Origin of the sequence: Kocuria salsicia (genome assembly GCF_007681555.1) — a bacterium.
GTDB lineage: Bacteria > Actinomycetota > Actinomycetes > Actinomycetales > Micrococcaceae > Kocuria > Kocuria salsicia.
In genome coordinates this window covers 67,745-89,598 of sequence record NZ_VELE01000003.1, presented here as the reverse complement: position 1 = coordinate 89,598, position 21,854 = coordinate 67,745, and the positions used below count along the sequence as shown (strand labels likewise).

20 protein-coding genes are annotated in these 21,854 nt (G+C 71.1%); all 20 read left to right on the top strand.

What is annotated here, in order from left to right; genetic code table 11:
- The 20 genes from FS770_RS06835 to FS770_RS06740 all read left to right on the top strand — a co-directional run bounded on the left by FS770_RS06835 (position 1) and on the right by FS770_RS06740 (position 21,804).
- The gene (locus FS770_RS06835) at positions 1 to 915 is read left to right on the top strand and encodes a shikimate dehydrogenase family protein (protein WP_126874996.1); all 915 of its coding nucleotides are present in this window, start codon (positions 1 to 3) and stop codon (positions 913 to 915) included.
- 136 nt (positions 916 to 1,051) lie between these two features.
- Complete coding sequence (gene aroC, locus FS770_RS06830) at positions 1,052 to 2,302, top strand: chorismate synthase (RefSeq protein ID WP_144942887.1); 1,251 nt, start codon at positions 1,052 to 1,054, stop codon at positions 2,300 to 2,302.
- The gene (locus FS770_RS06825; RefSeq protein WP_094393890.1) at positions 2,299 to 2,865 is read left to right on the top strand and encodes a shikimate kinase; all 567 of its coding nucleotides are present in this window, start codon (positions 2,299 to 2,301) and stop codon (positions 2,863 to 2,865) included. The genes aroC and FS770_RS06825 overlap by 4 nt, the downstream gene beginning before the upstream one ends.
- Positions 2,862 to 3,947 (top strand): 3-dehydroquinate synthase, encoded by a 1,086-nt coding sequence (aroB, locus tag FS770_RS06820; RefSeq protein ID WP_055084649.1) that lies wholly within the window; start codon positions 2,862 to 2,864, stop codon positions 3,945 to 3,947. The genes FS770_RS06825 and aroB overlap by 4 nt, the downstream gene beginning before the upstream one ends.
- A 119-nt stretch (positions 3,948 to 4,066) precedes the next feature.
- A complete protein-coding gene (gene efp / locus FS770_RS06815; protein ID WP_055084651.1) occupies positions 4,067 to 4,630 on the top strand; it encodes an elongation factor P in 564 nt (187 codons plus the stop codon).
- Positions 4,627 to 5,043 carry a transcription antitermination factor NusB gene (nusB, locus tag FS770_RS06810; RefSeq protein ID WP_055084653.1) on the top strand — a complete coding sequence of 139 codons (417 nt, stop codon included), beginning with the start codon at positions 4,627 to 4,629 and terminating at the stop codon, positions 5,041 to 5,043. Before efp ends, nusB begins: the two co-directional genes overlap by 4 nt.
- Before the next feature lie 113 nt (positions 5,044 to 5,156).
- The gene (gene pyrR / locus FS770_RS06805) at positions 5,157 to 5,819 is read left to right on the top strand and encodes a bifunctional pyr operon transcriptional regulator/uracil phosphoribosyltransferase PyrR (protein WP_094393892.1); all 663 of its coding nucleotides are present in this window, start codon (positions 5,157 to 5,159) and stop codon (positions 5,817 to 5,819) included.
- A complete protein-coding gene (locus FS770_RS06800; RefSeq protein WP_094393894.1) occupies positions 5,816 to 6,799 on the top strand; it encodes an aspartate carbamoyltransferase catalytic subunit in 984 nt (327 codons plus the stop codon). Before pyrR ends, FS770_RS06800 begins: the two co-directional genes overlap by 4 nt.
- A 9-nt stretch (positions 6,800 to 6,808) precedes the next feature.
- Positions 6,809 to 8,119 carry a dihydroorotase gene (locus tag FS770_RS06795; RefSeq protein WP_145010771.1) on the top strand — a complete coding sequence of 437 codons (1,311 nt, stop codon included), beginning with the start codon at positions 6,809 to 6,811 and terminating at the stop codon, positions 8,117 to 8,119.
- 31 nt (positions 8,120 to 8,150) lie between these two features.
- The gene (locus FS770_RS06790; RefSeq protein ID WP_144942889.1) at positions 8,151 to 8,645 is read left to right on the top strand and encodes a PH-like domain-containing protein; all 495 of its coding nucleotides are present in this window, start codon (positions 8,151 to 8,153) and stop codon (positions 8,643 to 8,645) included.
- A 90-nt stretch (positions 8,646 to 8,735) separates the two neighbouring features.
- Positions 8,736 to 9,920, top strand: a complete 1,185-nt coding sequence (gene carA, locus FS770_RS06785; protein ID WP_144942890.1) for a glutamine-hydrolyzing carbamoyl-phosphate synthase small subunit — start codon at positions 8,736 to 8,738, stop codon at positions 9,918 to 9,920.
- Entirely contained in the window at positions 9,920 to 13,240 is a 3,321-nt protein-coding gene (carB, locus tag FS770_RS06780) for a carbamoyl-phosphate synthase large subunit (protein ID WP_144942891.1), read from the top strand. Before carA ends, carB begins: the two co-directional genes overlap by 1 nt.
- 28 nt (positions 13,241 to 13,268) lie before the next feature.
- Positions 13,269 to 14,207, top strand: a complete 939-nt coding sequence (gene pyrF, locus FS770_RS06775) for an orotidine-5'-phosphate decarboxylase (RefSeq protein ID WP_055084717.1) — start codon at positions 13,269 to 13,271, stop codon at positions 14,205 to 14,207.
- A 177-nt stretch (positions 14,208 to 14,384) separates the two neighbouring features.
- Complete coding sequence (gene mihF, locus FS770_RS06770; RefSeq protein WP_055084668.1) at positions 14,385 to 14,699, top strand: integration host factor, actinobacterial type; 315 nt, start codon at positions 14,385 to 14,387, stop codon at positions 14,697 to 14,699.
- Positions 14,700 to 14,833: 134 nt separating this feature from the next.
- Positions 14,834 to 15,409 carry a guanylate kinase gene (gene gmk / locus FS770_RS06765; protein WP_055084670.1) on the top strand — a complete coding sequence of 192 codons (576 nt, stop codon included), beginning with the start codon at positions 14,834 to 14,836 and terminating at the stop codon, positions 15,407 to 15,409.
- A gap of 82 nt (positions 15,410 to 15,491) precedes the next feature.
- The gene (gene rpoZ / locus FS770_RS06760) at positions 15,492 to 15,965 is read left to right on the top strand and encodes a DNA-directed RNA polymerase subunit omega (protein WP_055084672.1); all 474 of its coding nucleotides are present in this window, start codon (positions 15,492 to 15,494) and stop codon (positions 15,963 to 15,965) included.
- A 50-nt stretch (positions 15,966 to 16,015) separates the two neighbouring features.
- Positions 16,016 to 17,368 (top strand): bifunctional phosphopantothenoylcysteine decarboxylase/phosphopantothenate synthase, encoded by a 1,353-nt coding sequence (locus tag FS770_RS06755; protein WP_144942951.1) that lies wholly within the window; start codon positions 16,016 to 16,018, stop codon positions 17,366 to 17,368.
- Between the two features lie 23 nt (positions 17,369 to 17,391).
- Positions 17,392 to 18,597 carry a methionine adenosyltransferase gene (metK, locus tag FS770_RS06750; protein ID WP_145010769.1) on the top strand — a complete coding sequence of 402 codons (1,206 nt, stop codon included), beginning with the start codon at positions 17,392 to 17,394 and terminating at the stop codon, positions 18,595 to 18,597.
- On the top strand, positions 18,594 to 21,011 hold the full coding sequence (locus FS770_RS06745; RefSeq protein ID WP_186366718.1) for a primosomal protein N' family DNA-binding protein: 2,418 nt from the start codon (positions 18,594 to 18,596) through the stop codon (positions 21,009 to 21,011). The genes metK and FS770_RS06745 overlap by 4 nt, the downstream gene beginning before the upstream one ends.
- Before the next feature lie 253 nt (positions 21,012 to 21,264).
- Positions 21,265 to 21,804 (top strand): DUF4242 domain-containing protein, encoded by a 540-nt coding sequence (locus tag FS770_RS06740; RefSeq protein ID WP_055084676.1) that lies wholly within the window; start codon positions 21,265 to 21,267, stop codon positions 21,802 to 21,804.
- The last annotated feature ends 50 nt before the right edge of the window (positions 21,805 to 21,854 follow it).

Here is a 21,854-nt window from a genome sequence, read left to right as displayed (position 1 = left end):
ATGACGGCGACGCTCCACGCAGCGGTCCTCGGGCACCCCGTGGACCACTCGCTCTCACCAGCGCTGCACTCCGCGGCGTTCGAGGTACTGGGTCTGGACGCGGACTACGTCCGTCACGACGTCCCCGAGCAGCAGTGGGACGAGTTCTGGGCCGGGGCCCGTGCGTCGGGGCACTGGCGGGGGTTCTCCGTCACGATGCCCCTGAAGCCCTTCGCGGCTCGGGACGCGGAGCGTGTGACTCCTCTCACCCGTGCCCTCGGGGTGGCCAACACGCTCACGTTCGCTCAGGACGGGAGCGTGGCCGCGGACAACACGGACGTCATGGGCATCATGGCGGCCCTCGGCGCCGCGGGGGAGATCCCCGCCTCGCCGCGCGCCGTCGTCCTGGGCGGGGGTGCCACCGCGAGTGCCGCGGTGGCGGCGCTGCACGGGCTAGGCGCGGACTGCGTGGACGTGGCGGTGCGCACGGCTCAGCGGGCCGAGTCCCTGACCGCGGTGGCCGAGGCCCTGGGCACGAGCATCCGTGTGCTGCCGTGGGAGCAGGCGGGTGCCGCTCTGCACGGCGCGGACGTCGTGGTTGCCACCCTCCCGCCCCGCGGCGCGGACGAGCTGGCCCGGGGCTGGCGCGAGGAGCACCCGCGGGTGTCCGGTGTGCTGCTCGACGTCGCCTACGACCCGTGGCCCTCGGCCCTGGCGGCCGCGTGGCAGGACGCGGGCGGCGCCATTGCCCCCGGGGTCGATATGCTCATCTTCCAGGCGGTGGACCAGCTGCGCTGGTTCACGCAGGGGGACTCGTCCCGCGCGCTGCCCCGCGAGAACGAGGTCACCGCAGCCATGTGCCGGGCGGTGGAGCGCCCGGAGCGTGTCGTCCCGGCGCGCGTCCGGCAGGCGCAGACCACGCGGCTCCCGCGCTGACCCGCCCGCCGCGGCCCCGTACCGTGGGTGGCAGGTGTCGTCCGGGCCGCGGAGCCGCGGGAGGGCACGCACGACACCGGGACCGCACGGGTCCCGGCGCAGACGACTCGCGAAAACTTGAGAACTGGAGTGTTGGATGTTGCGTTGGCTCACGGCCGGAGAGTCCCACGGTGAAGCACTTGTGGGAATCATCGAGGGCGTCCCCGCCGGGGTGGAACTGACCACGGGGATGATCCAGGACGCACTGGCCCGGCGCCGGCTCGGTTACGGCCGGGGCGCGCGCATGAAGTTCGAGCAGGACCGCGTGCGGATCCTGGGCGGGGTGCGCCACGGGATCACCCAGGGCGGGCCGGTGGCCATCGAGATCGCCAACACGGAGTGGCCCAAGTGGCAGGATGTCATGAGCTCCGACCCCGTGGACTCCGAGGTGCTCGCCGGGCGCGCCCGCAACGCGCCGCTGACCCGCCCGCGTCCCGGCCACGCGGACCTCACGGGCATGCAGAAGTACGGCTTCGACGAGGCCCGTCCGGTGCTCGAGCGCGCCTCCGCGCGCGAGACCGCCACGCGCGTGGCCCTCGGGGTGGTCGCTGCGCAGATCCTGGCGGCCCTGGGGATCCGCCTGGTCGCGCACACCACCGCCATCGCCGACGTCGCCGTGCCCGACGACGCCCCGCTGCCCGGCCCGGACGACGTCGCCGCGCTCGACGCGGACCCGCTGCGCTGCTTCGACGCCGCGACCTCCCAGGCCATGGTGGCCGCCGTGGACGAGGCCCACAAGGCGGGGGAGACCCTGGGCGGCGTCGTGGAGGTACTCGCCGAGGGGCTGCCCCCGGGACTCGGCTCCTACGTCCACTGGGACCGCCGTCTCGACGCCAGGCTCGCTGCCGCGCTCATGGGCATCCAGGCCATCAAGGGCGTGGAGGTCGGGGACGGCTTCCGCACGGCCGCGCGCCCCGGATCCCAGGCGCACGACGAGACGCTGCCCGAGGAGGGTGCAGTGCACCGCGTGTCCAACCGCGCCGGCGGCATCGAGGGCGGCATGTCCATCGGGGACCTGCTGCGCGTGCGTGCGGCCATGAAGCCGATCGCCACCGTGCCGCGCTCCCTGCACACGGTGGACGTCGCCACGGGTGAGCCCGCACGGGCCCACCACCAGCGCTCTGACGTGTGTGCGGTGCCGGCCGCGGGCGTCGTCGCCGAGGCCATGGTGGCCCTCGTGCTCGCCGAGGCCGTGCTCGAGAAGTTCGGCGGGGACTCCGTGGCGGAGGTCATCCGGAACAGGAACGCCTACCTGGCCGCGATCCCAGCCCAGCTGCGCACCTCCCCGGAACTTGCCGATCCCGCCGCGCTGGCGGCCCTGGACGAGGTGCGCGGGGACCTCTCGTGAGGCACGCACCCCTGCCCGTGGTGCTGATCGGGCCCATGGCTGCCGGCAAGTCCCACGTGGCCCGTCACATGGCATCGCACTACGGACTGCGCCACGTGGACACGGACAGGTTGATCGTGTCCCGCCACGGACCCATCCCGGAGCTGTTCCGCGCGCGAGGGGAGGCGGAGTTCCGCCGGGTCGAGGCCGAAGTCGTGGCCGAGGCCCTCGACGACCCGCAGAACCGGGAGTGCGTGATCTCCCTGGGCGGGGGAGCACCCATGTCCCCGCTCGTGCAGCCCCTGCTCAGTGGACGAATGGTCGCGTACCTGGAAGTGGACCTGGACACCGTGCGACCCCGGATCCGCGGCAACACCACCCGGCCCATGCTGCAGCCGGACCCCGAGGTCCGATGGAGCCAGATCCTGGACGAGCGCCGGGAGACCTTCGAGCGGCTCGCCACCATCCGCCTGGACGGCCGCGCGCCCCGCAGCGTCGCGCAGATCGCCCACGACCTCTACGCCGCGCTCGGTGAGCCGCAGACCTCCGTGCTCACCGCACGCGGGAAGGAGCACACCGCATGACCGAGACCGTGATCCCCGTCCGCGGGGAGACCCCCGAGAACCAGTACGACGTCCTGGTGGGCCACGGCCTGCTGGGCCGCGTGCCCCAGCTGCTGGGTGAGCGCGTCAAGAAGGTCCTCATCATCCACCCGCGCGCCCTGCGAACCACCGGGGACGTGGTGCAGGAGGACCTCGGGCAGGCGGGCATCCAGAGCTTCGTCGCGGAGATCCCGGACGCGGAGGAGGGCAAGCGCGTGGAGGTGGCGGCCTTCTGCTGGCAGATCATGGGCCAGTCCGACTTCACGCGCACGGACGCCGTGGTCTCCGTGGGCGGCGGGGCCGTGTCCGACCTCGCTGGTTTCGTGGCCGCCACGTGGCTGCGCGGGGTGCGGGTGGTCCACCTTCCCACCACTCTGCTGGGCATGGTGGATGCCGCCGTGGGCGGAAAGACCGGGATCAACACCGCGGAGGGCAAGAACCTGGTGGGCTCCTTCCACCCGCCAGCCGCGGTCGTGTGCGACCTCGACTCCCTGGCCACGCTGCCCGAGAACGAGCTGCTGACCGGGATGGCCGAGGTGGTCAAGTGCGGTTTCATCGCCGATCCGCAGATCCTGCAGCTGATCCAGGAGAACCCCGAGCAGGTGCGCGACAGCCAGTCGGACGTGGTCCGGGAACTGGTGGAGCGCAGTGTACGGGTCAAGGCGGAGGTCGTCTCCTCGGACCTGAAGGAGTCCGGGCGGCGTGAGTACCTGAACTACGGCCACACCCTGGGCCACGCGATCGAGCACAACGAGCGCTACCAGTGGCGCCACGGTGCCGCAGTCTCGGTGGGCATGGTCTTCGCGGCGGAACTGGGGCGCGCGGCAGGAACCCTGGACGACGACGTCGTGGCCCGTCACCGCGAGATCCTCACCTCCCTGGGGCTGCCCGTGAGCTACCGTGCGGACCAGTGGCCGCGGCTGCTGGAGGTCATGAAGCGCGACAAGAAGACGCGGGGCAACCTGCTGCGCTTCGTGGTCCTGGACCGCATTGCCGCACCGCGCATCATGGAGGTTCCGGACCCCGCGATCCTTTTCGCGTGCTACCAGGAGATCGCGGACTGAGACCCGCCACGCCGGCCCGTGCCGTGGCCACCGGGCGGACGGGCCCGGCCACGCGGTAGACTGGTGCGGCTCCACGAGCCGATCCCGCCCGCAGACGTTCCCGACGAGAAAGTGACACCGTGGCAACCAGCAACGACATCAAGAACGGCACCATCCTCAAACTCGACGGCAACCTCTGGCAGACCATCGAGTTCCAGCACGTCAAGCCCGGCAAGGGGGGCGCGTTCGTGCGCACCAAGCTGCGCAACGTGACGAGCGGCAAGGTGGTGGACAAGACGTTCAACGCGGGTGCCAAGATCGAGACCGCCACGGTGGACCGTAGCGAGTACCAGTACCTCTACCAGGACGGTGAGGACTACGTGTTCATGGACAACTCCACGTACGACCAGATCACTGTCCCGGGTGTCGTGGTGGGGGACGCGGCGAACTTCATGCTCGAGAACCAGAACGTGACCGTGGCCATCCACGAGGGCGCGCCGCTGTACATCGAGATGCCGCCCTCGGTGGTCCTGGAGATCACCTACACCGAGCCCGGCCTGCAGGGTGACCGCTCCACGGGCGGCACGAAGCCCGCCACCGTGGAGACCGGCTACCAGATCCAGGTCCCCCTGTTCCTCGAGCAGGGCACCAAGGTCAAGGTGGACACCCGCACCGGCGACTACCTGGGACGCGTCAACGAGTGAGCGGGGCACGCAGCAAGGCCCGGGTCCGCGCCGTCGAGATCCTCTTCGAGGCCGAACAACGTGACGAGTCGGTCCGCGACGCCCTGGTGCGCCGGCGGGAGAACTCGACCTCGCCCATCCAGCCCTACACCGTGGAGATCCTCGAGGGCGTGGACGGGCGCCGCGAGGACATCGACGAGTTCCTGCAGACCTACTCGCAGGGCTGGGAGCTCTCGCGGATGCCCGCAGTGGACCGCAACGCCCTGCGCGTGGGCGCGTGGGAGCTTCTCTACAACGACGACGTCCCGGACGGCGTGGCCGTGGCGGAGGCGGTGGCCGTGGCGCGGGAGCTGTCCACTGACGACTCGCCCCGTTTCGTCAACGGCCTGCTGGGCCGTCTGCAGAAGGTCAAGCCGTCCCTGCTGGACGACTGAGACCGTGACCCCGGTTCGTGGACCCCACGGGCCGGGGTTTTTCCGTGTGGTAGCTTCAAAGACAGATCGCACCCTTTAAATTCCGTTCAGTGAGGCGGGGAAGGAGGCGGCACGTGAGCGTGCCCGAACACGCCGAGCAGGCACCGGGGAGCACAGTCTCCCGAGTGATCCTCTCGACATCCGACATCGACCGGGCCCTGTCCCGGATCGCCCACGAGATCCTGGAGTCCAACAAGGGCTCGGAGAACCTCGTGCTGCTGGGGATCGCCCGTCGCGGCTTCCCGCTGGCCCAGCGCCTCGCGGCCAGGCTCGAGCAGATCGACCCCGACTTCACGGCCCGCGCCGCCACGGGGCAGCTGGACATCACCATGTACCGCGACGACCTGCGCCGCCACCCCGCCCGCACCCCGCAGCCCACGCTGATCCCAGATTCCGGGATCGACGGGCGCACCGTGGTGCTCGTGGACGACGTCCTGTGCTCCGGGCGCACCATCCGCGCTGCGCTCGACGCCCTCGTGGACGTGGGTCGGCCCCGGGCCGTACGGCTGGCCGTCCTGGTGGACCGCGGGCACCGCGAGCTGCCGATCCGCGCGGACCACGTGGGCAAGAATCTGCCGACCTCCTCTCAGGAGAAGGTGCGGGTGCTGCTGCGCGAGACGGACCCGGACACGCGCGCTGAGGGCCACGAGGACTGCGTGGTGATCGACGCGCCGGTGGCCTCGGACCCGGACGTCGCCAGGGACGCCGAGGCCGCGGGGGAGGGGACGAGCCGATGAGGCACCTGCTCTCCACTGCCGAGCTCTCCTACGGGGAGGCCGTCCAGATCCTGGACACCGCGGACCAGATGGCCGCCGTGTCCTCCCGCTCCGTCAAGAAGCTGCCCGCGCTGCGCGGGCGCACCGTGGTGAACCTGTTCTTCGAGGACTCCACGCGCACGAGGATCTCGTTCGAGACGGCGGCCAAGCGGCTGAGCGCGGACGTGATCAACTTCTCCGCGAAGGGCTCGTCCGTGTCCAAGGGCGAGTCCCTGAAGGACACCGCCCAGACCCTGATGGCCATGAGCGCGGACGCCGTGGTGATCCGCCACGCGTCCTCCGGCGCGCCGCAGCAGCTCGCGGACTCCGGGTGGATCGACGCCGCCGTCGTCAACGCGGGGGACGGCAAGCACGCACACCCCACGCAGGCGCTGCTGGACGCGATGACGCTGCGCCAGGTGCGCTCCCGCCGCACGGGCACGCCCACGACGGGCATGGACCTGGACGGTATGCACGTGGTGGTCGTGGGTGACGTGCTGCACTCGCGGGTAGCCCGCTCCAACGTGTGGCTGCTCACGGCCCTGGGCGCCCGGGTCACGCTCGTGGCCCCGCCCACGCTGCTGCCCGTGGCCATGGACGACTGGCCGTGCGAGGTCTCCTACGACCTCGACGCCGTGCTGGCGGAGGCTCCGGACGCCGTGATGATGCTGCGGCTGCAGCGTGAGCGGATGAACGCGGCGTTCTTCCCGAGCGAGGCCGAGTACACCCGGGGCTGGGGGCTGACCTCCCAGCGGGTGCAGCGTCTCGAGGCCCTCGGCGCGCCCACGGTGTTCATGCACCCCGGTCCAATGAACCGCGGCCTGGAGATCTCCTCCGAGGCCGCAGACTCGGAGCGCTCCACCGTGCTGGAACAGGTGTCCAACGGCGTCTCCGTGCGCATGGCCGTGCTCTTCCAGCTGCTCTCCGGAGACGAGAGCACCCCCTACCCGAGCGAGAACTGAGGCGGTCCCATGAGCTCCTACCTGATCAGCAGTGCCCGCCCCGAGGGCGGTGAGCCGGCGGACATCCTCGTCACGGACGGCGTCATTGCGTCCGTGGGCGCCCCCGGAACCCTGGAGGCGCCCGAGGGGACCGAGACCGTCGACGCCGCGGGCGCCGTCGCACTGCCCGGTCTCGTGGACATGCACACCCACCTGCGTGAACCAGGCCACGAGGACGCCGAGACCGTGGAGACCGGCACCCGTGCCGCGGCGAAGGGCGGGTTCACCGCCGTCTTCGCAATGGCCAACTCCCACCCCGTGGCGGACACTGCTGGCGTGGTGGAGCAGGTCTGGCGCCTGGGCCGCGACGCGGGCTGGGCGGACGTCCACCCGGTGGGCGCGGTCACCGTGGGCCTCGAGGGCACGCAGCTCTCGGAGCTGCGCGCCATGGCCGAGTCCCGCGCAAGCGTGCGGATGTTCTCCGACGACGGCAAGTGCGTGCACGACCCCCTCCTGATGCGCCGGGCGCTGGAGTACGTGAAGTCCTTCGGTGGCATCATCGCGCAGCACGCCCAGGAGCCGCGCCTGACGCAGGACGCGCAGATGAACGAGGGCACCGTGTCCGCGGACCTCGGCCTCACGGGCTGGCCCGCGGTGGCCGAGGAGGCGATCATCGCCCGGGACGTGCTGCTGACGCAGCACGTGGACTCCCGCCTGCACGTGTGCCACGTCTCGACCGCTGGCTCGGTGGAGATCGTGCGCTGGGCCAAGGAGCGCGGAGTGGTCGTCACCGCCGAGGTGACCCCCCATCACCTGCTGCTCACGGACGAGCTCGTGCGAACCTTCGACCCCGTCTACAAGGTCAACCCCCCGCTGCGCACGGACGAGGACGTCCGGGCCCTGCGCCGCGCCGTCGCCGAGGGCGTGATCGATGTGGTCGGCACCGACCACGCGCCGCACCCCGCAGAGGACAAGGAGTGCGAGTGGAGCTGCGCGGCCCACGGGATGACCGGGCTGGAAACCGCTCTGGCCGTGGTGCAGCAGACCCTCGTGGACACCGGACTCATGGGCTGGGAGCGGGTGGCGCAGATCATGTCCCACCGTCCGGCCGAGATCCTCGGGCTCTCCGACCAGGGGCAGAAGCTGGAGCCCGGCGCGCCGGCGAACATCGTGCTGTGGAACCCGGAGGGCTCCACGACGGTGGACCCCGCGAGCCACGTCTCCAAGGGCCGCAACAGCCCCTACCGGGGGATGAACCTGCCGGGGGCTGTGCGCGCCACGTTCTACCGCGGCCACCCCGTTGTCCTGGACGGGGAACTGACCACCCCCCTGGCCCGCTGATCCCCGCGCGTTCACGAAAGGTTCTGTCTCGATGTCGGACAAGCTCGTCCCCACCCTGCTCACCATCCTCATCGTGGTGGTGCTCTTCGCCCTGCTCTGGTGGGGCTGGCGGGGTCGGGTGCGACGCCAGTCGGGGCTGCCTCCCGTGGCGCAGGCCCCGCGGGACCTGATGCAGCGCGCCACGGCCCGGGTGGACGGGATGTACGTGGTCACCACCTACGCCTCCCAGCCGCTGGAGCGGATCGCGAGCCACGGCCTCGGCGTGCGCACCACTGCGGAGGCCGTGGTGGCACCCGAGGGCGTGTTCCTCAACCGCCAGGGCGCCCCGGACGTCTTCATCCCCCGGGAGCATCTGCGCGCTGTGTCGACCGCCTCCGGGATGGTCGGCAAGTTCGTGGAGCGCGGCGGACTCGTGGTGCTCACGTGGGACCTGGGGGACACCCGTGTGGACACCGGCTTCCGCGCCCGCACCGGTGAGGGCTCCCGCGAACTGGAGGACGCGGCGTCGGCCCTGCTGGACGCCTGAGCACAGAACCCGAGAAGACACCCCGAGAACCTGATCCCGGGACGGCACCGCAAAGGAGCCTCCCAGCATGCTCAACGAAAGGAGTTCACCATGAACTCACCACGCATCGAACCGGCCGTCATGGTCCTCGAGGACGGCACGGTCTTCCGTGGCCGTGCCTGGGGCGCCCCCGGCACGGCATTCGGCGAGGCGGTCTTCGCCACCGGGATGACCGGCTACCAGGAGACGCTCACGGACCCCTCCTACGCGGGGCAGATCGTGATCCAGACCGCGCCGCACATCGGCAACACGGGCGTGAACCTGCAGGACATGGAGTCCCACAGGATCTGGGTGAACGGCTTCGTGGTCCGTGACCCCGCCCGCCGCCCCTCCAACTGGCGCAGCGAGCGCAGCCTGGACGAGGAGCTCGCCGAGCAGGGCATCACCGGGATCCAGGGCGTGGACACCCGCGCCCTGACCCGCCACCTGCGCAACAAGGGTGCGATGCGCGCCGGCATCTTCTCCGGGGAGGCCGCCGAGCAGCCCACCGCGCAGCTCGTGCAGCAGGTGGCCGAGCAGCCCGCCATGGCGGGACGCTCGCTCGCGGAGCACGTGAGCGTGGACGAGGCCTATGTGGTGGAGCCCTCCGAGCACGGCTGGGACGCCCCGGTGCGCCACGACGTCGTCGCCGTGGACCTCGGCATCAAGTCCATGACGCCGCAGCGACTCGCCGAGCGCGGGGTGCGCGTGCACGTGGTGCCCGCGGACGTGACCTTCGAGCAGCTCCGCGAGCTGGACCCGGATGGTGTGTTCTTCTCCAACGGTCCCGGTGACCCGGCGACCGCCGACGAGCAGGTGGCCCTGCTGCGCCAGGTGCTCGACGCCCGCATCCCGTTCTTCGGAATCTGCTTCGGCAACCAGCTGCTGGGTCGCGCGCTCGGCTTCGGCACGTACAAACTGACCTTCGGCCACCGCGGCATCAACCAACCCGTGATGGACCTCGCCACGGGCACGGTGGAGATCACCTCCCAGAACCACGGCTTCGCCGTGGACGCCCCAGTGGGCGAGACCGTGACCGCCCCCGAGTCCCGCTACGGCCGGGTGGCCGTGTCCCACGTGGGGCTCAACGACAACGTGGTGGAAGGCCTGCGCTGCGAGGACATCCCCGCGTTCTCGGTGCAGTACCACCCCGAGGCCGCGGCCGGTCCCCACGACTCCGCCTACCTCTTCGACCGCTTTATCGACGTGATGGACCGGGCCGGCCAGGGCTCCGATCCGGAAGCAGGAGACAACTGATGCCCCGCAGGCAAGACCTCAACAGCGTCCTGGTGATCGGCTCCGGGCCCATCGTGATCGGCCAGGCCGCGGAGTTCGACTACTCCGGCACCCAGGCCCTGCGCGTCCTGAAGGACGAGGGGCTGCGCGTGATCCTGGTCAACTCCAACCCGGCCACCATCATGACCGACCCGGAGTTCGCGGACGCCACCTACGTGGAGCCCATCACCCCGGAGACGGTCGAGAAGATCATCGCCAAGGAGCGCCCGGACGCCGTGCTGCCCACCCTGGGTGGTCAGACCGCGCTGAACACCGCGCTCGCCCTGGACGCCAACGGAGCGCTCGAGAAGTACGACGTCGAGCTGATCGGCGCGGACGTCGCCGCCATCAACCTCGGTGAGGACCGCGAGGCCTTCAAGGGCGTCGTCGAGCGCTGCGGCGCCGAGTCCGCCCGCTCGGTCATCGTCCACTCCATGGACGAGGCGCTCTCGGCCGCGGAGAAGCTGGGCTACCCCATGGTCGTGCGGCCCTCCTTCACCATGGGCGGGCTCGGCTCCGGGCTCGCGTACAACGAGACGGACCTGCACCGCATCGCCGGCGCCGGCATCCAGTACTCGCCCACCTCGGAGGTGCTCCTGGAGGAGTCCATCCTGGGCTGGAAGGAGTACGAGCTCGAGATGATGCGCGACGCCAACGACAACGTGGTGGTCGTGTGCTCGATCGAGAACGTGGACCCCGTGGGAGTGCACACCGGCGACTCCATCACCGTGGCCCCCGCCCTGACCCTGACCGACCGCGAGTACCAGCGCATGCGCGACATCGCGATCGCCGTGATCCGCGAGGTGGGCGTGGACACCGGTGGGTGCAACATCCAGTTCGCGGTGGAGCCCGACACCGGGCGCATCGTGGTGATCGAGATGAACCCCCGCGTCTCCCGCTCCTCGGCGCTGGCGTCCAAGGCCACGGGCTTCCCGATCGCCAAGATCGCCACGAAGCTCTCCCTGGGCTACACACTGGATGAGATCCCCAACGACATCACGCAGAAGACCCCGGCGAGCTTCGAGCCGACGCTGGACTACGTGGTGGTGAAGGTCCCGCGCTTCGCGTTCGAGAAGTTCCCCGCGGCGGACCCCACGCTGACCACCACCATGAAGTCAGTGGGCGAGGCCATGGCCATCGGGCGCAACTTCACGGAGGCCCTGCAGAAGGCCATGCGCTCGCTGGAGCAGAAGGGCTCGTCCTTCAGCTTCGCCAGGCCCGCCGTGGAGCCCGGGCCCAACACGGTGGCGCGCCTGGTCGAGAAGACCCGGGAGACCACCACGCAGCGGCTGCGCAACGTGCAGCGTGCGCTGCTGGCTGGTGCCACCGTGGAACAGGTCTTCGAGGCCACCGCGATCGACCCGTGGTTCCTGGACCAGGTCCAGCTGCTCAACGAGACCGCCGAGCTGATCCGCCAGGACCCGGACCTGCACCCCGCCACCCTGCAAGAGGCCAAGCGGCACGGCTTCTCGGACGCGCAGATCGGCGAGCTCGTGCACCTGGAGGAGTCCGTGGTGCGCGGGGTGCGCCACGCCCTGGACATCCGCCCCGTCTACAAGACCGTGGACACGTGCGCCGCGGAGTTCGAGGCGTTCACCCCGTACCACTACTCGAGCTACGACGAGGAGTCGGAGGTCGCCCCGCACGAGAAGCCCTCGGTGATGATCCTGGGCTCCGGGCCCAACCGGATCGGGCAGGGCATCGAGTTCGACTACTCGTGCGTGCACGCCTCCATGGTGCTGCGCGAGGCCGGTTACGAGACGGTGATGCTCAACTGCAACCCGGAGACCGTGTCCACGGACTACGACGTCTCCACGCGCCTGTACTTCGAGCCGCTGACGTTCGAGGACGTCATGGAGGTCGTGGAGGCCGAGCGCCGCTCGGGCGGGCTGCTGGGCGTGTTCGTGCAGCTCGGCGGGCAGACCCCGCTCAAGCTCGCCGCGGACCTCAAGGCCGCGGGTGTGCCCATCCTGGGCACGACTCCTGAGGCGATCGACCTCGCCGAGGACCGCGGGGAGTTCGCCCGCGTGCTCACCGAGGCCGGACTGCGCCAGCCCAAGAACGGCACGGCCTACGACTTCGCCGAGGCGCGGCGGATCGCCCACGAGATCGGTTATCCCGTGCTCGTGCGCCCCTCGTATGTGCTGGGTGGCCGGGGCATGGAGATCGTCTACGACGAGGCCTCCCTGAAGACCTACCTGGACAACGCCACGGAGATCAGCCCGAGCCGCCCCGCCCTGATCGACAAGTTCCTCGAGGACGCGATCGAGATCGACGTGGACGCCCTCTACGACGGCCGGGACTGCTACGTGGGCGGGATCATGGAGCACATCGAGGAGGCCGGGATCCACTCCGGTGACTCCGCGTGCGTGCTGCCCCCGATCACCCTCGGCCCCGACGTGATCGCCCGCGTGCGCGAGGCCACCGGGGCGATTGCCCGCGGTGTGGGTGTGAGGGGTCTCATCAACCTGCAGTTCGCGCTGGCCTCGGACGTGCTCTACGTGATCGAGGCGAACCCCCGTGCCTCCCGCACGGTCCCGTTCGTCTCGAAGGCCACGGGGGTCCAGATGGCCAAGGCCGCAGCGCTGATCGGCACCGGGCGCACGGTGGCACAGCTGCGGGCCGACGGCGTGCTGCCGGCAGACTACGACGGCACCACCCTGCCGGAGAACACACCGACCGCAGTGAAGGAGGTCGTGCTCCCGTTCGCCCGCTTCCGCACCCCCGAGGGTGCGGTCGTGGACTCGCTGCTCGGCCCGGAGATGCGCTCCACGGGCGAGGTCATGGGCATCGACAAGTACTTCGACACCGCGTTCGCCAAGGCCCAGGCCGCGGCCGGCGGCCCCCTGCCCACCGCGGGCCGGCTGTTTGTCTCGGTGGCCAACAAGGACAAGCGCTCGGCGGTGATCCCCGTCAAGATGTTTGCGGACCTCGGCTTCGAGATCGTCTCCACGGGCGGTACCGCGCAGGTGCTCCGTCGCAACGGCATCGAGTCCCGTGTGGTGGCCAAGATCGCGGACACGGGCGAGGACGGCCCCACGGTGGCGGACCTGATCACGGCGGGAGAGATCGACCTGATCTTCAACACCCCCTCAGGTGGCCAGGCGGCGCGCGGAGACGGCTACCAGATCCGCGCCGCGGCCACGTCCGTGGGCGTGCCGACCATGACGACGGTCTCGGAGCTCGGTGCCGCACTGCAGGCAATCACGGCGCAGCGGCAGTACTCGTGGTCCGTGACCTCCCTGCAGGAGCACGAGGAGAACCTGCGCAGCCAGGTGGCGGGGGAGCGGACGGGTGCGTGAGCCCTTCGGCGCCCGCCTCGCGGCGGCCATGGGCGCGACCGGTCCCCTCTGTGTGGGGATCGACCCGCACCCGGCCCTGCTGGACGCGTGGGCTCTGCCCCGCACGGTCTCGGGACTGGAGCGCTTCGCGCTGAGCGTGGTGGAGGCCGCCGCGGGTCTGGCCGCCGCGGTCAAGCCGCAGGTCGCGCTGTTCGAGGCCTACGGCTCGGCGGGTTTTGCGGTGCTCGAACGAGTGCTGCGGGAGTCCCGTGAGGCAGGGGTGCTCAGCATCGCGGACGCCAAGCGCGGGGACATCGGCTCCACGATGGCGGCCTACGCCCAGGCGTGGCTCGCCGACGACTCGCCCCTGGCCGCCGACGCCGTGACGCTCAGCCCCTACCTCGGGTTCGAGTCCTTGCGCCCTGCCCTGGACCTCGCGCGGCAGACTGGCCGTGGCACGTTCGTGCTGGCGCTGACCTCCAACCCGGAGGGCGCGGCGGTCCAGCACGTGGGCGGCACCAGCTCCGTGGCGGGGGCCGTGCTCGACGCGGTGGCTCACGAGAACGCGCCCGCACGCGACGTCGTGGCGCACGATGGCGCGCGGCCCGGCACCTGGGGCGACGCGGCGGCGTCGTCCCAGGTGGGAGCCCACGACGCCGCGCGGGCGGGTCTCGCGAATCGTGACGAAATCGTGACGTCGCCTGTGAGGGGCGCTCTCGGCTCGTGCGGCGTGGTCGTGGGGGCCACTGTGGGGGACGCGCTCGAGCGCCTGGACATCGACCTAAGCGCGCTCGACGGGCCGATCCTGGCACCGGGATACGGCGCCCAGGGCGCGGGGGCGGGTGACCTCGCGGCAGTGTTCCAGCACGTCAGACCGGCAGTGCTCGCGAATTCCTCGCGCGGCATCCTCGCTCACGGCCCGGACGCGGCTGCCCTGCGGGAAGCGATCCGGCGCTCCAGCGAGGAGCTCTCCGCCGCCCTGCGCTGACCCGTCCAACCTCGGGAACGCCCCCTGACCGTGAGCCGTCCGGCCACGTCAGGGGGCGTTCACCGTGTTTACCGGGGCAAACGCGTCGGGTACTTTCAGGGTGACCACCCCGGTGCGCCACCCCCCCCCAACACGGGCGCACCCGGGGGTGAAGGCACACGAGGAGGAGAGCTGGGCATGGCACTACGGCCACTGACGGATGAAGAGCGCGCGCACGCTCGGGAGAAGGCCACCGCGGCACGGACCGCGAGGGCGGAGATCAAGAAGGGGCTGCGGGACGGCTCGCTGAGCGTCGCGGACGTCCTCACCAGGAGTGAGACGGACGAGGCCGTCAGCCGACTGAAGGTCACCGAGCTGCTGGAGGCAACCCCCGGGATCGGGAAGGTGCGCTCCGCGGCGATCATGGAGCACATCGGGATCGCACCCACGCGCCGCGTGCGCGGGCTGGGCCAGCACCAACGCCGCGCGCTCGTGGAGTACCTCGACCACTGAGCCCCCCGGCCCCGGCACTGGCCTGCGGGCGACGTCGCGCCTGACGGTACCCCGCCGGGTCGGTGCGGCCGGTGGTTGGTACAGTGGCGGACGAGCCGACCGCTCGTCCACCACTGCTCCGCTGGAGGTATTCCGTGACCCCGTCGCCCACCGTGACCGTCCTGGCCGGCCCCACGGCCGTGGGAAAGGGGACGGTCTCCACCTACGTCCGGGACCACTACCCGCAGGTGTGGCTCTCGGTCTCCGCGACCACCCGGGCCCCGCGGCCCGGAGAGGTGGAGGGCGTGCACTACTTCTTCGTGAGCGACGACGAGTTCGACCGCATGATCGAGGACCACGACCTGCTCGAGTGGGCCGTGGTGCACAACCTGCACCGCTACGGCACACCGCGGCACAAGGTGGAAGAGGCGCTGGCCGCCGGACGCAGCGTGCTGCTGGAGATCGACCTGCAGGGCGCGCGCAGCATCCGCCAGAGCCTTCCGGACGCGCGCTTCGTGTTCCTGGCGCCGCCCAGCTGGGAGGAGATGGTGCAGCGGCTCGTGGGCCGGGGCACCGAAACCCCCGAGCAGCAGCAGCGACGCCTGGAAACGGCTAAACTGGAACTTGCGGCACGTTCGGAGTTCGACCACACGGTGGTCAACGACACCGTGGAGCGCGCCGCCGCCGAACTCGTGGCTCTCATGGGGCTGCCGGACGAACAGGGCCGCTGAGCCCGTTGCGTCCGGGGACCTGCGCGGTCCACCCCGAGCCAGCACAGACATCCACCTGCACTTCAGAGGAGTCCTGACACACGTGAGCATGAACAACGAAGGCATCGTCGACCCGCCCGTGGACCGGCTGCTCGACAAGACGGATTCCAAGTACGGCCTGGTGATCTTCGCTGCGCGTCGCGCCCGCCAGATCAACGCGTACTACTCGCAGCTGCACGAGGGCCTGTTCGAGTACGTGGGCCCGCTCGTGGACACCCAGCTCAACGAGAAGCCCCTGTCCATCGCCTTCCGCGAGATCGACGAGGGCCTGATCGAGGCCGACCACGTGACCAACGGGGGCTTCACCCCCAACGGCCAGCTGGTCTCGGACGAGCCCACGGCCACCGAGATGTTCACCGGGGACTTCTTCGCCCAGGGTGAGGATGCCGGCAGCGCGGCGGTCTTCTCGGACGGCGTGCAGGTTGCCGAGGAGCAGCACCCCGAGGGCACCGAGACCGTCACGGAGACCGTGGCCGAGGAGGCCACCGAGGACTCCACGGAGCCCACCGAGCAGTGACGGTGAACTCCACCGGCCCCGCCCCCGTCCCCTCCGGCCCGAGCGCTTCGTTGCGCATCGTGCTTGGTGTGGGCGGGGGCATTGCCGCATACAAGGCCGCCCTGGTGTCCCGCCTCCTCTCCGAGGCTGGCCACCACGTCGTGCCCATGCCCACGCGTTCCGCCCTGGAGTTCGTGGGCGCACCCACGTGGGAGGCGCTGACCGGTGAGCCTGTGACGGACTCCGTGTTTGAGCGCGTGGACACCGTCAACCACGTGGCGCAGGGTCAGGCGGCGGACCTCGTGGTCATCGCGCCGGCCACGGCTGACCTGATGGCGCGCATCGCCCACGGCCACGCTGACGACCTGCTCACCACCACGGTGCTCGCAACCGCTGCGCCCGTGCTCCTGGCCCCGGCCATGCACACCGAGATGTGGCAGAACCCCGCCACCCGGCGCAACGTGGAACTGCTGCGCCAGCACGGCCACACGGTGCTGGAACCGGCCTCGGGTCGTCTGACGGGCGCGGACAGCGGACCCGGCCGGCTCCCGGAGCCCCGGGAGATTGTCGATGCCGCCCTGGCGCTCGTCGCTGACCGCACCGGGTCTGCCCCCGCGGCCCACACCGCCGAGGGGCACGGCCTGGACGAATCGCACCAGCACGAACCGCTCCTGGACGAACCGCCCCGGGGGACCGGACAACCCGTCGCTCACGGTGCGGCCGACCAGGCCGCCGGGCCCGGCACCCGCGCCCTGGCCGGTCGGCGCGTGCTCATCACCGCCGGGGGTACACGGGAGGCCCTGGACCCCGTGCGGTTTCTCGGCAACCGCTCGTCCGGCAAGCAGGGGATCGCGATCGCCCGCGCCGCCCGCGACGCCGGTGCGAACGTGCACCTGATCGCGGCGCACGTGGAGACCCCGCTGCCCGAAGGCGTCCGGGTCACCCGCGTGTCCTCGGCGCTGGAGCTGCGCGATGCGAGCCTGGCCGCGGCGGAAGGCTGCGACGTCGTCGTCATGGCCGCTGCCGTGGCCGACTACCGCCCCGACACCGTGGGCGAGCACAAGATGAAGAAGTCCGAGGACGGCACGGACCCCGTGATCCGCCTGGTGCGCAACCCGGACATCCTGCGGGAGCTGGTGACGCTGCGCAACGAGCAGGGCCGGGAGCAGCTCGTGGTGGGCTTCGCCGCGGAGACGGGCGACGCCGAGCGCTCCGTCCTGGACTTCGGCCGCGCCAAGCTGCGGCGCAAGGGCTGCGACCTCCTCGTGCTCAACGAGGTGGGCACGGACAAGGTCTTCGGCCGGGACGACACCGAGGTTGTGGTCCTCTCGGCGCACTCGGAGGACGAGTCCGGTGCGCGCGGCACGAAGGACGAGGTGGCACGGTTCGTGGTGGCCCGGATCGCCTCCGAACTCCACGTCTGAGCCTGCAGGTAGTGTGGTCTTCCGTGACAGCATCGAGTGAGCACCTGAGAATCTTCACCTCCGAGTCCGTGACCGAGGGCCACCCGGACAAGATCTGCGACCAGATCTCGGACACGATCCTGGACGCCCTGCTCACGGAGGACCCGGAGTCCTCGGTGGCCGTGGAGACCATGGTGACCACGGGCCTCGTGCACGTGGCGGGCGAGGTCAAGACGGACGCGTACGTGGACATTCCCCACATCGTGCGCAAGACCCTGCTGGACATCGGTTACAACTCCTCGGTCCACGGCTTCGACGGCGAGTTCTGCGGCGTGTCCATCAGCGTGGGGGAGCAGTCCAACGAGATCTACGAGGGCGTCTTCACGTCCCTGGAGGAGCGCACGGGCACCGCCAAGGACCCACGGGACGCGCAGGGCGCCGGGGACCAGGGCATCATGTTCGGCTACGCCTCGGACGAGACGAACGCCCTGATGCCCGCGCCGATCCTGCTCGCGCACCGCCTGTCTGAGCAGCTCACGCGCGTGCGCAAGACCGCCGTGCTGCCGGGGCTGCGCCCGGACGGCAAGACCCAGGTCACCCTCGGCTACGACGGTCACACGCCGGTGTCCGTGGACACCGTGGTGGTCTCCTCCCAGCACGTGGAGAACTACGACCTCGAGCAACTCACCAGCGACATCACCTCGAGCGTGGTGAACCCGGTGCTGGAGGAGTCCGGACTGGATCTCTCCGGCGCGCGGATCATTGTGAACCCCGCGGGGAACTTCGTGCGCGGCGGGCCCGTGGGGGACGCCGGGCTGACCGGGCGCAAGATCATCGTGGACACCTACGGCGGCATGTCCCGTCACGGCGGCGGCGCGTTCTCTGGCAAGGATCCGTCCAAGGTGGACCGCTCCGCCGCGTACGCGATGCGCTGGGTGGCCAAGAACGTGGTGGCGGCAGGCCTCGCGCGCCGTGCCGAGGTGCAGGTGGCGTACGCGATCGGCCAGGCGCACCCGGTGGGTCTTTACGTGGAGACCTTCGGCACCGAGACCATGGACCCCGTGCGGATCGAGAAGGCCATCACGGAGGTCTTCGACCTGCGCCCGCTGGCCATCATCGAGGACCTCGACCTGAAGCGCCCCATCTACGCCAAGACCGCCGCCCACGGCCACTTCGGCCGCAACGACCCGGACTTCACGTGGGAGCGCACGGACCGCGTCCAGGAGCTGCGTTCCGCCGCGGGTCTGTGACCCCGGAGCCCGAGCAGGGGTCCGGTCCGACCGAGTCCGCACCGGCGGCTGCTGCCGGGGCCAACGAGCCGGGAGAGCAGCTGACCCTCGCGGGACTTTCGCAGGCCGTGGCGAGGCCGGCGAAGGCCCCTGCTGCGGGCACCGGGCGCGACGCTGCTGCGGCACCTGTCCGCCGCGCGGTGGGCTCCGAGGGCACAGCCCCCGAGAACCCCGTGGCGCAGGTGCTGCTGGAGGCCTACGTGCCCCACCTGGACCGGCTCTTCGACTACCGCGTCACCGCCGCGCTGGACACGCAGGCCGTGGTGGGCTCCAAGGTGTCCGTGCTGTTCTCGGGCCGCAAGATGTCCGGGTGGATCGTGCACCGGGTGGCGCACACGGACGTCCCCGAGGACCGTCTGCTGCCCGTGCGTCGGGTGCTCAGCCCCCTGCCCGTTGCACGGCCCGAGATCGTGGAGCTCGCGCAGGCCGTGGCGGACCGCTGCGCGGGAACTGCCGCGGACGTGCTGCGGGTGGCCATCGCCCCGCGGGTCGCCCGGGTGGACAAGGAGTTCTCCTCGGCGGAACAGTCCGGGGACGGCGAGGTCACGTCCTCAACCACCGGTCAAGCACCGGGAAACCCTTCTCACGAGGCTGCCTCATCGGCGGCCCCCACCGATGCCGCCGCCCCTCCGCGGGCAGACCCGTTGCCTGCCGAAGCGTCATCTGGTGACCCGCTGCGGGCGGACTCGCTTCCCGCCCACGAGGCGCCTGCGCACACCTCACCCGCCCACGCGCCGTCGCCAGCCCTCTGGGATCACTACAAGGGCGGCCCCGAGTACATCGCCGCGGTGGCGGCGGGCGAGCCCGCGCGCGCCGTCGTCGAGGTGCTGCCCGCCGCCCCCGACCACGACTGGGCGCTCCTCACGGCCCACGCCATGGCCACGGCCTACGCCGCTGGCCGGGGCGCGGTGGGTGTGGTCGCGGACCACAAGGGCCTTGACCGCCTCGAGAAGGCGCTCCACGAGCTGGTGGGGGAGGACGCCGTCGTCCGGCTGCACGCCGGTGACGGCCCAACCCCGCGCTACCGAGGCTTCCTCGAGCTCGCCCTGGGCCGCAAGAAGCTGGCCGTGGGGACCCGTTCGGCGGCCTACGCCCCGGTGCAGGACCTCGCTCTCGTGTGCTGCCACGACGACGGGGACGTCAACTTCGTGGAGCAGCGCGCGCCCTACCAGCACACGCGCGACGTGCTCCTGCTGCGGGCGCAGCGCGAGGGGCTCGCGAGTCTGTTCACCGGCCACGCTGTGAGCCCGGAGGCGCAGCGGCTCGTGACCACGGGCTGGGCGGCGCGGGTGGCTCCGCCCCGGTCCGTGCTGCGGCGGTTCTCCCCGCGGATCGAGGCGACGTCGGACTCCTTCAACAGTGAGCGGGACCCGCTTGCGGCGCGGGCCCGGCTGCCGCAGGAGGCGTTCCGGGTGGCGCGCGCGGGGCTGGAGCGCGGCCCGGTGCTCGTGCAGGTGGCCCGCAAGGGCTACGCACCGGTGCTCGCGTGCCAGCGCTGCCGCACTCCCGCGCGCTGCCGCGCGTGCAACGGGCCCCTGGCGCTGAGCTCCGCGCAGGCGGTGCCCGTGTGCAGCTGGTGCGGTCGCCAGGCCCACGACTGGCGGTGCGCGGAGTGCGGGTTCGCGCGGGTGCGTCTGAGTTCGGTGGGCGCGGGGCGCACTGCCGAGGAGCTGGGCCGCGCCTTCCCCCAGGTACCGGTGATCTCCTCGAGCGAGCGCACGGTGCGTGCGCGAGTGGGGTCTGCACCTGCACTCGTGGTGGCCACGCCGGGTGCCGAACCCGTGGCCGAGGGCGGCTACGCGGCAGCCCTGCTGCTGGACGGCAACCAGATGCTCGCGCGACCCTGGCTCCGCGCGGAGGAGCAGACCCTGCGCCGGTGGTTCAACGCGGCCGCCCTGGTGCGGTCGTCCTCCGACGGGGGCACCGTGGTGGTCACGGCGGACCAGGACCGCGCCGTCTCGGCGCTCGTGCGCTGGGATCCGGCAGGGCACTCCGCGCGGGAGCTGCAGGAGCGTCATGAGCTGGGTCTGCCGCCAGCGGTACGGACCGCGGCGCTGACCGGCCCGCGCGACGCCGTGGAGGCCACTCTGCGTGACCTCGCACTGCCCGAGCGTGTTCGCGTGGTCGGGCCAGCGCCGGTGGAGCAAACACCCGGAAACGGTGCGGACCTAGCCGAGCCCGCCACTCAGGATGCCGTCGACGTCGCCGGCTCCCCGGAGCGCGGCGGGAACCGGCTCTACTGTGCGCTTCTGTTCTTTGGGTTCGGGATCGCGCCGCGGGTCACCGGTGCCCTGCGGGCGGAGAAGGCACGCGCCTCCGCGCTGCGCGAACACGCGCCGGTCACGGTGCGCTGCGACGTCGCCGACCTGCTGTAGGGCGCGTCACAGCCGCCGTCGGCGGAGCCTGACGTGCCGCGGATCGCGAGGCGGGACCGGGACCGCATGCGTGCACCAGGACTGGCTGACCTGCTCAGTCCAATGTGTCGAACTGTTAATCCTCCTGCACGGGGCGAACATGGCAGTCCTACGGTGGAGGGCACGTTCACGCGGGGTGGCACCGCGCACCGGGGCAGAGAGTCCCGGCGTGCGCGCGAGTCATCGCCGCAGACCCGTTCCCGAAAGGATCCGCATGTCGTTGCAGCTCATTGAAATAGTTCCCGCCGTGGCCGAGAAGGAGGCCGTGCGCTCGATCATCGACGCGACGTCGAGCGCTGTCGCGCAGGCCTCCGCCGAGCTCATCGAGTCCCAGGTGACGGCGGACCACGCTCGCGTGTTCGTCGTTGTGGAGACGCAGCAGGACACGCCCGAGGGTCTTGCGCAGACCGTGCGCACGGCGCTGGGGGATTCCGTTACCGAGGTCACCGGCCCGGACGAGGTGCGCCTGGTGGGCGCGGAGCTCGAGGACATCAAGAAGCTCCGTGGCCAGACCGACTACCTCGTGGAGTGGGACATCCCCGCCGAGATCACCATGGACCAGTACCTCGCCCGCAAGAAGGCGAACTCGCCCAAGTACGCCGAGGTTCCCGAGGTGTCGTTCCTGCGCACCTACGTGCGTGAGGACACCGCCAAGTGCCTGTGCTTCTACAACGCACCGGACGAGGACGCCGTGGTACGTGCCCGCGCGGCCGTGAGCACCCCCTTCGACCGGATGTTCAAGCTCGAGGTCTGAGTCCCGCGTCCACCCGTCACCACCACCGGGTGCCGCCGCCCACCACGGGC

Bases quoted from the DNA above. Each gene is read 5' to 3' on its own strand.
- FS770_RS06835 (WP_126874996.1), top strand. From the start codon at position 1: ATGACGGCGACGCTCCACGCAGCGGTCCTCGGGCACCCCGTGGACCAC.
- aroC (WP_144942887.1), top strand. From the start codon at position 1,052: ATGTTGCGTTGGCTCACGGCCGGAGAGTCCCACGGTGAAGCACTTGTG.
- aroB (WP_055084649.1), top strand. From the start codon at position 2,862: ATGACCGAGACCGTGATCCCCGTCCGCGGGGAGACCCCCGAGAACCAG.
- FS770_RS06800 (WP_094393894.1), top strand. From the start codon at position 5,816: ATGAGGCACCTGCTCTCCACTGCCGAGCTCTCCTACGGGGAGGCCGTC.
- FS770_RS06795 (WP_145010771.1), top strand. From the start codon at position 6,809: ATGAGCTCCTACCTGATCAGCAGTGCCCGCCCCGAGGGCGGTGAGCCG.
- FS770_RS06790 (WP_144942889.1), top strand. From the start codon at position 8,151: ATGTCGGACAAGCTCGTCCCCACCCTGCTCACCATCCTCATCGTGGTG.
- carA (WP_144942890.1), top strand. From the start codon at position 8,736: ATGAACTCACCACGCATCGAACCGGCCGTCATGGTCCTCGAGGACGGC.
- carB (WP_144942891.1), top strand. From the start codon at position 9,920: ATGCCCCGCAGGCAAGACCTCAACAGCGTCCTGGTGATCGGCTCCGGG.
- pyrF (WP_055084717.1), top strand. From the start codon at position 13,269: ATGGGCGCGACCGGTCCCCTCTGTGTGGGGATCGACCCGCACCCGGCC.
- mihF (WP_055084668.1), top strand. From the start codon at position 14,385: ATGGCACTACGGCCACTGACGGATGAAGAGCGCGCGCACGCTCGGGAG.
- FS770_RS06740 (WP_055084676.1), top strand. From the start codon at position 21,265: ATGTCGTTGCAGCTCATTGAAATAGTTCCCGCCGTGGCCGAGAAGGAG.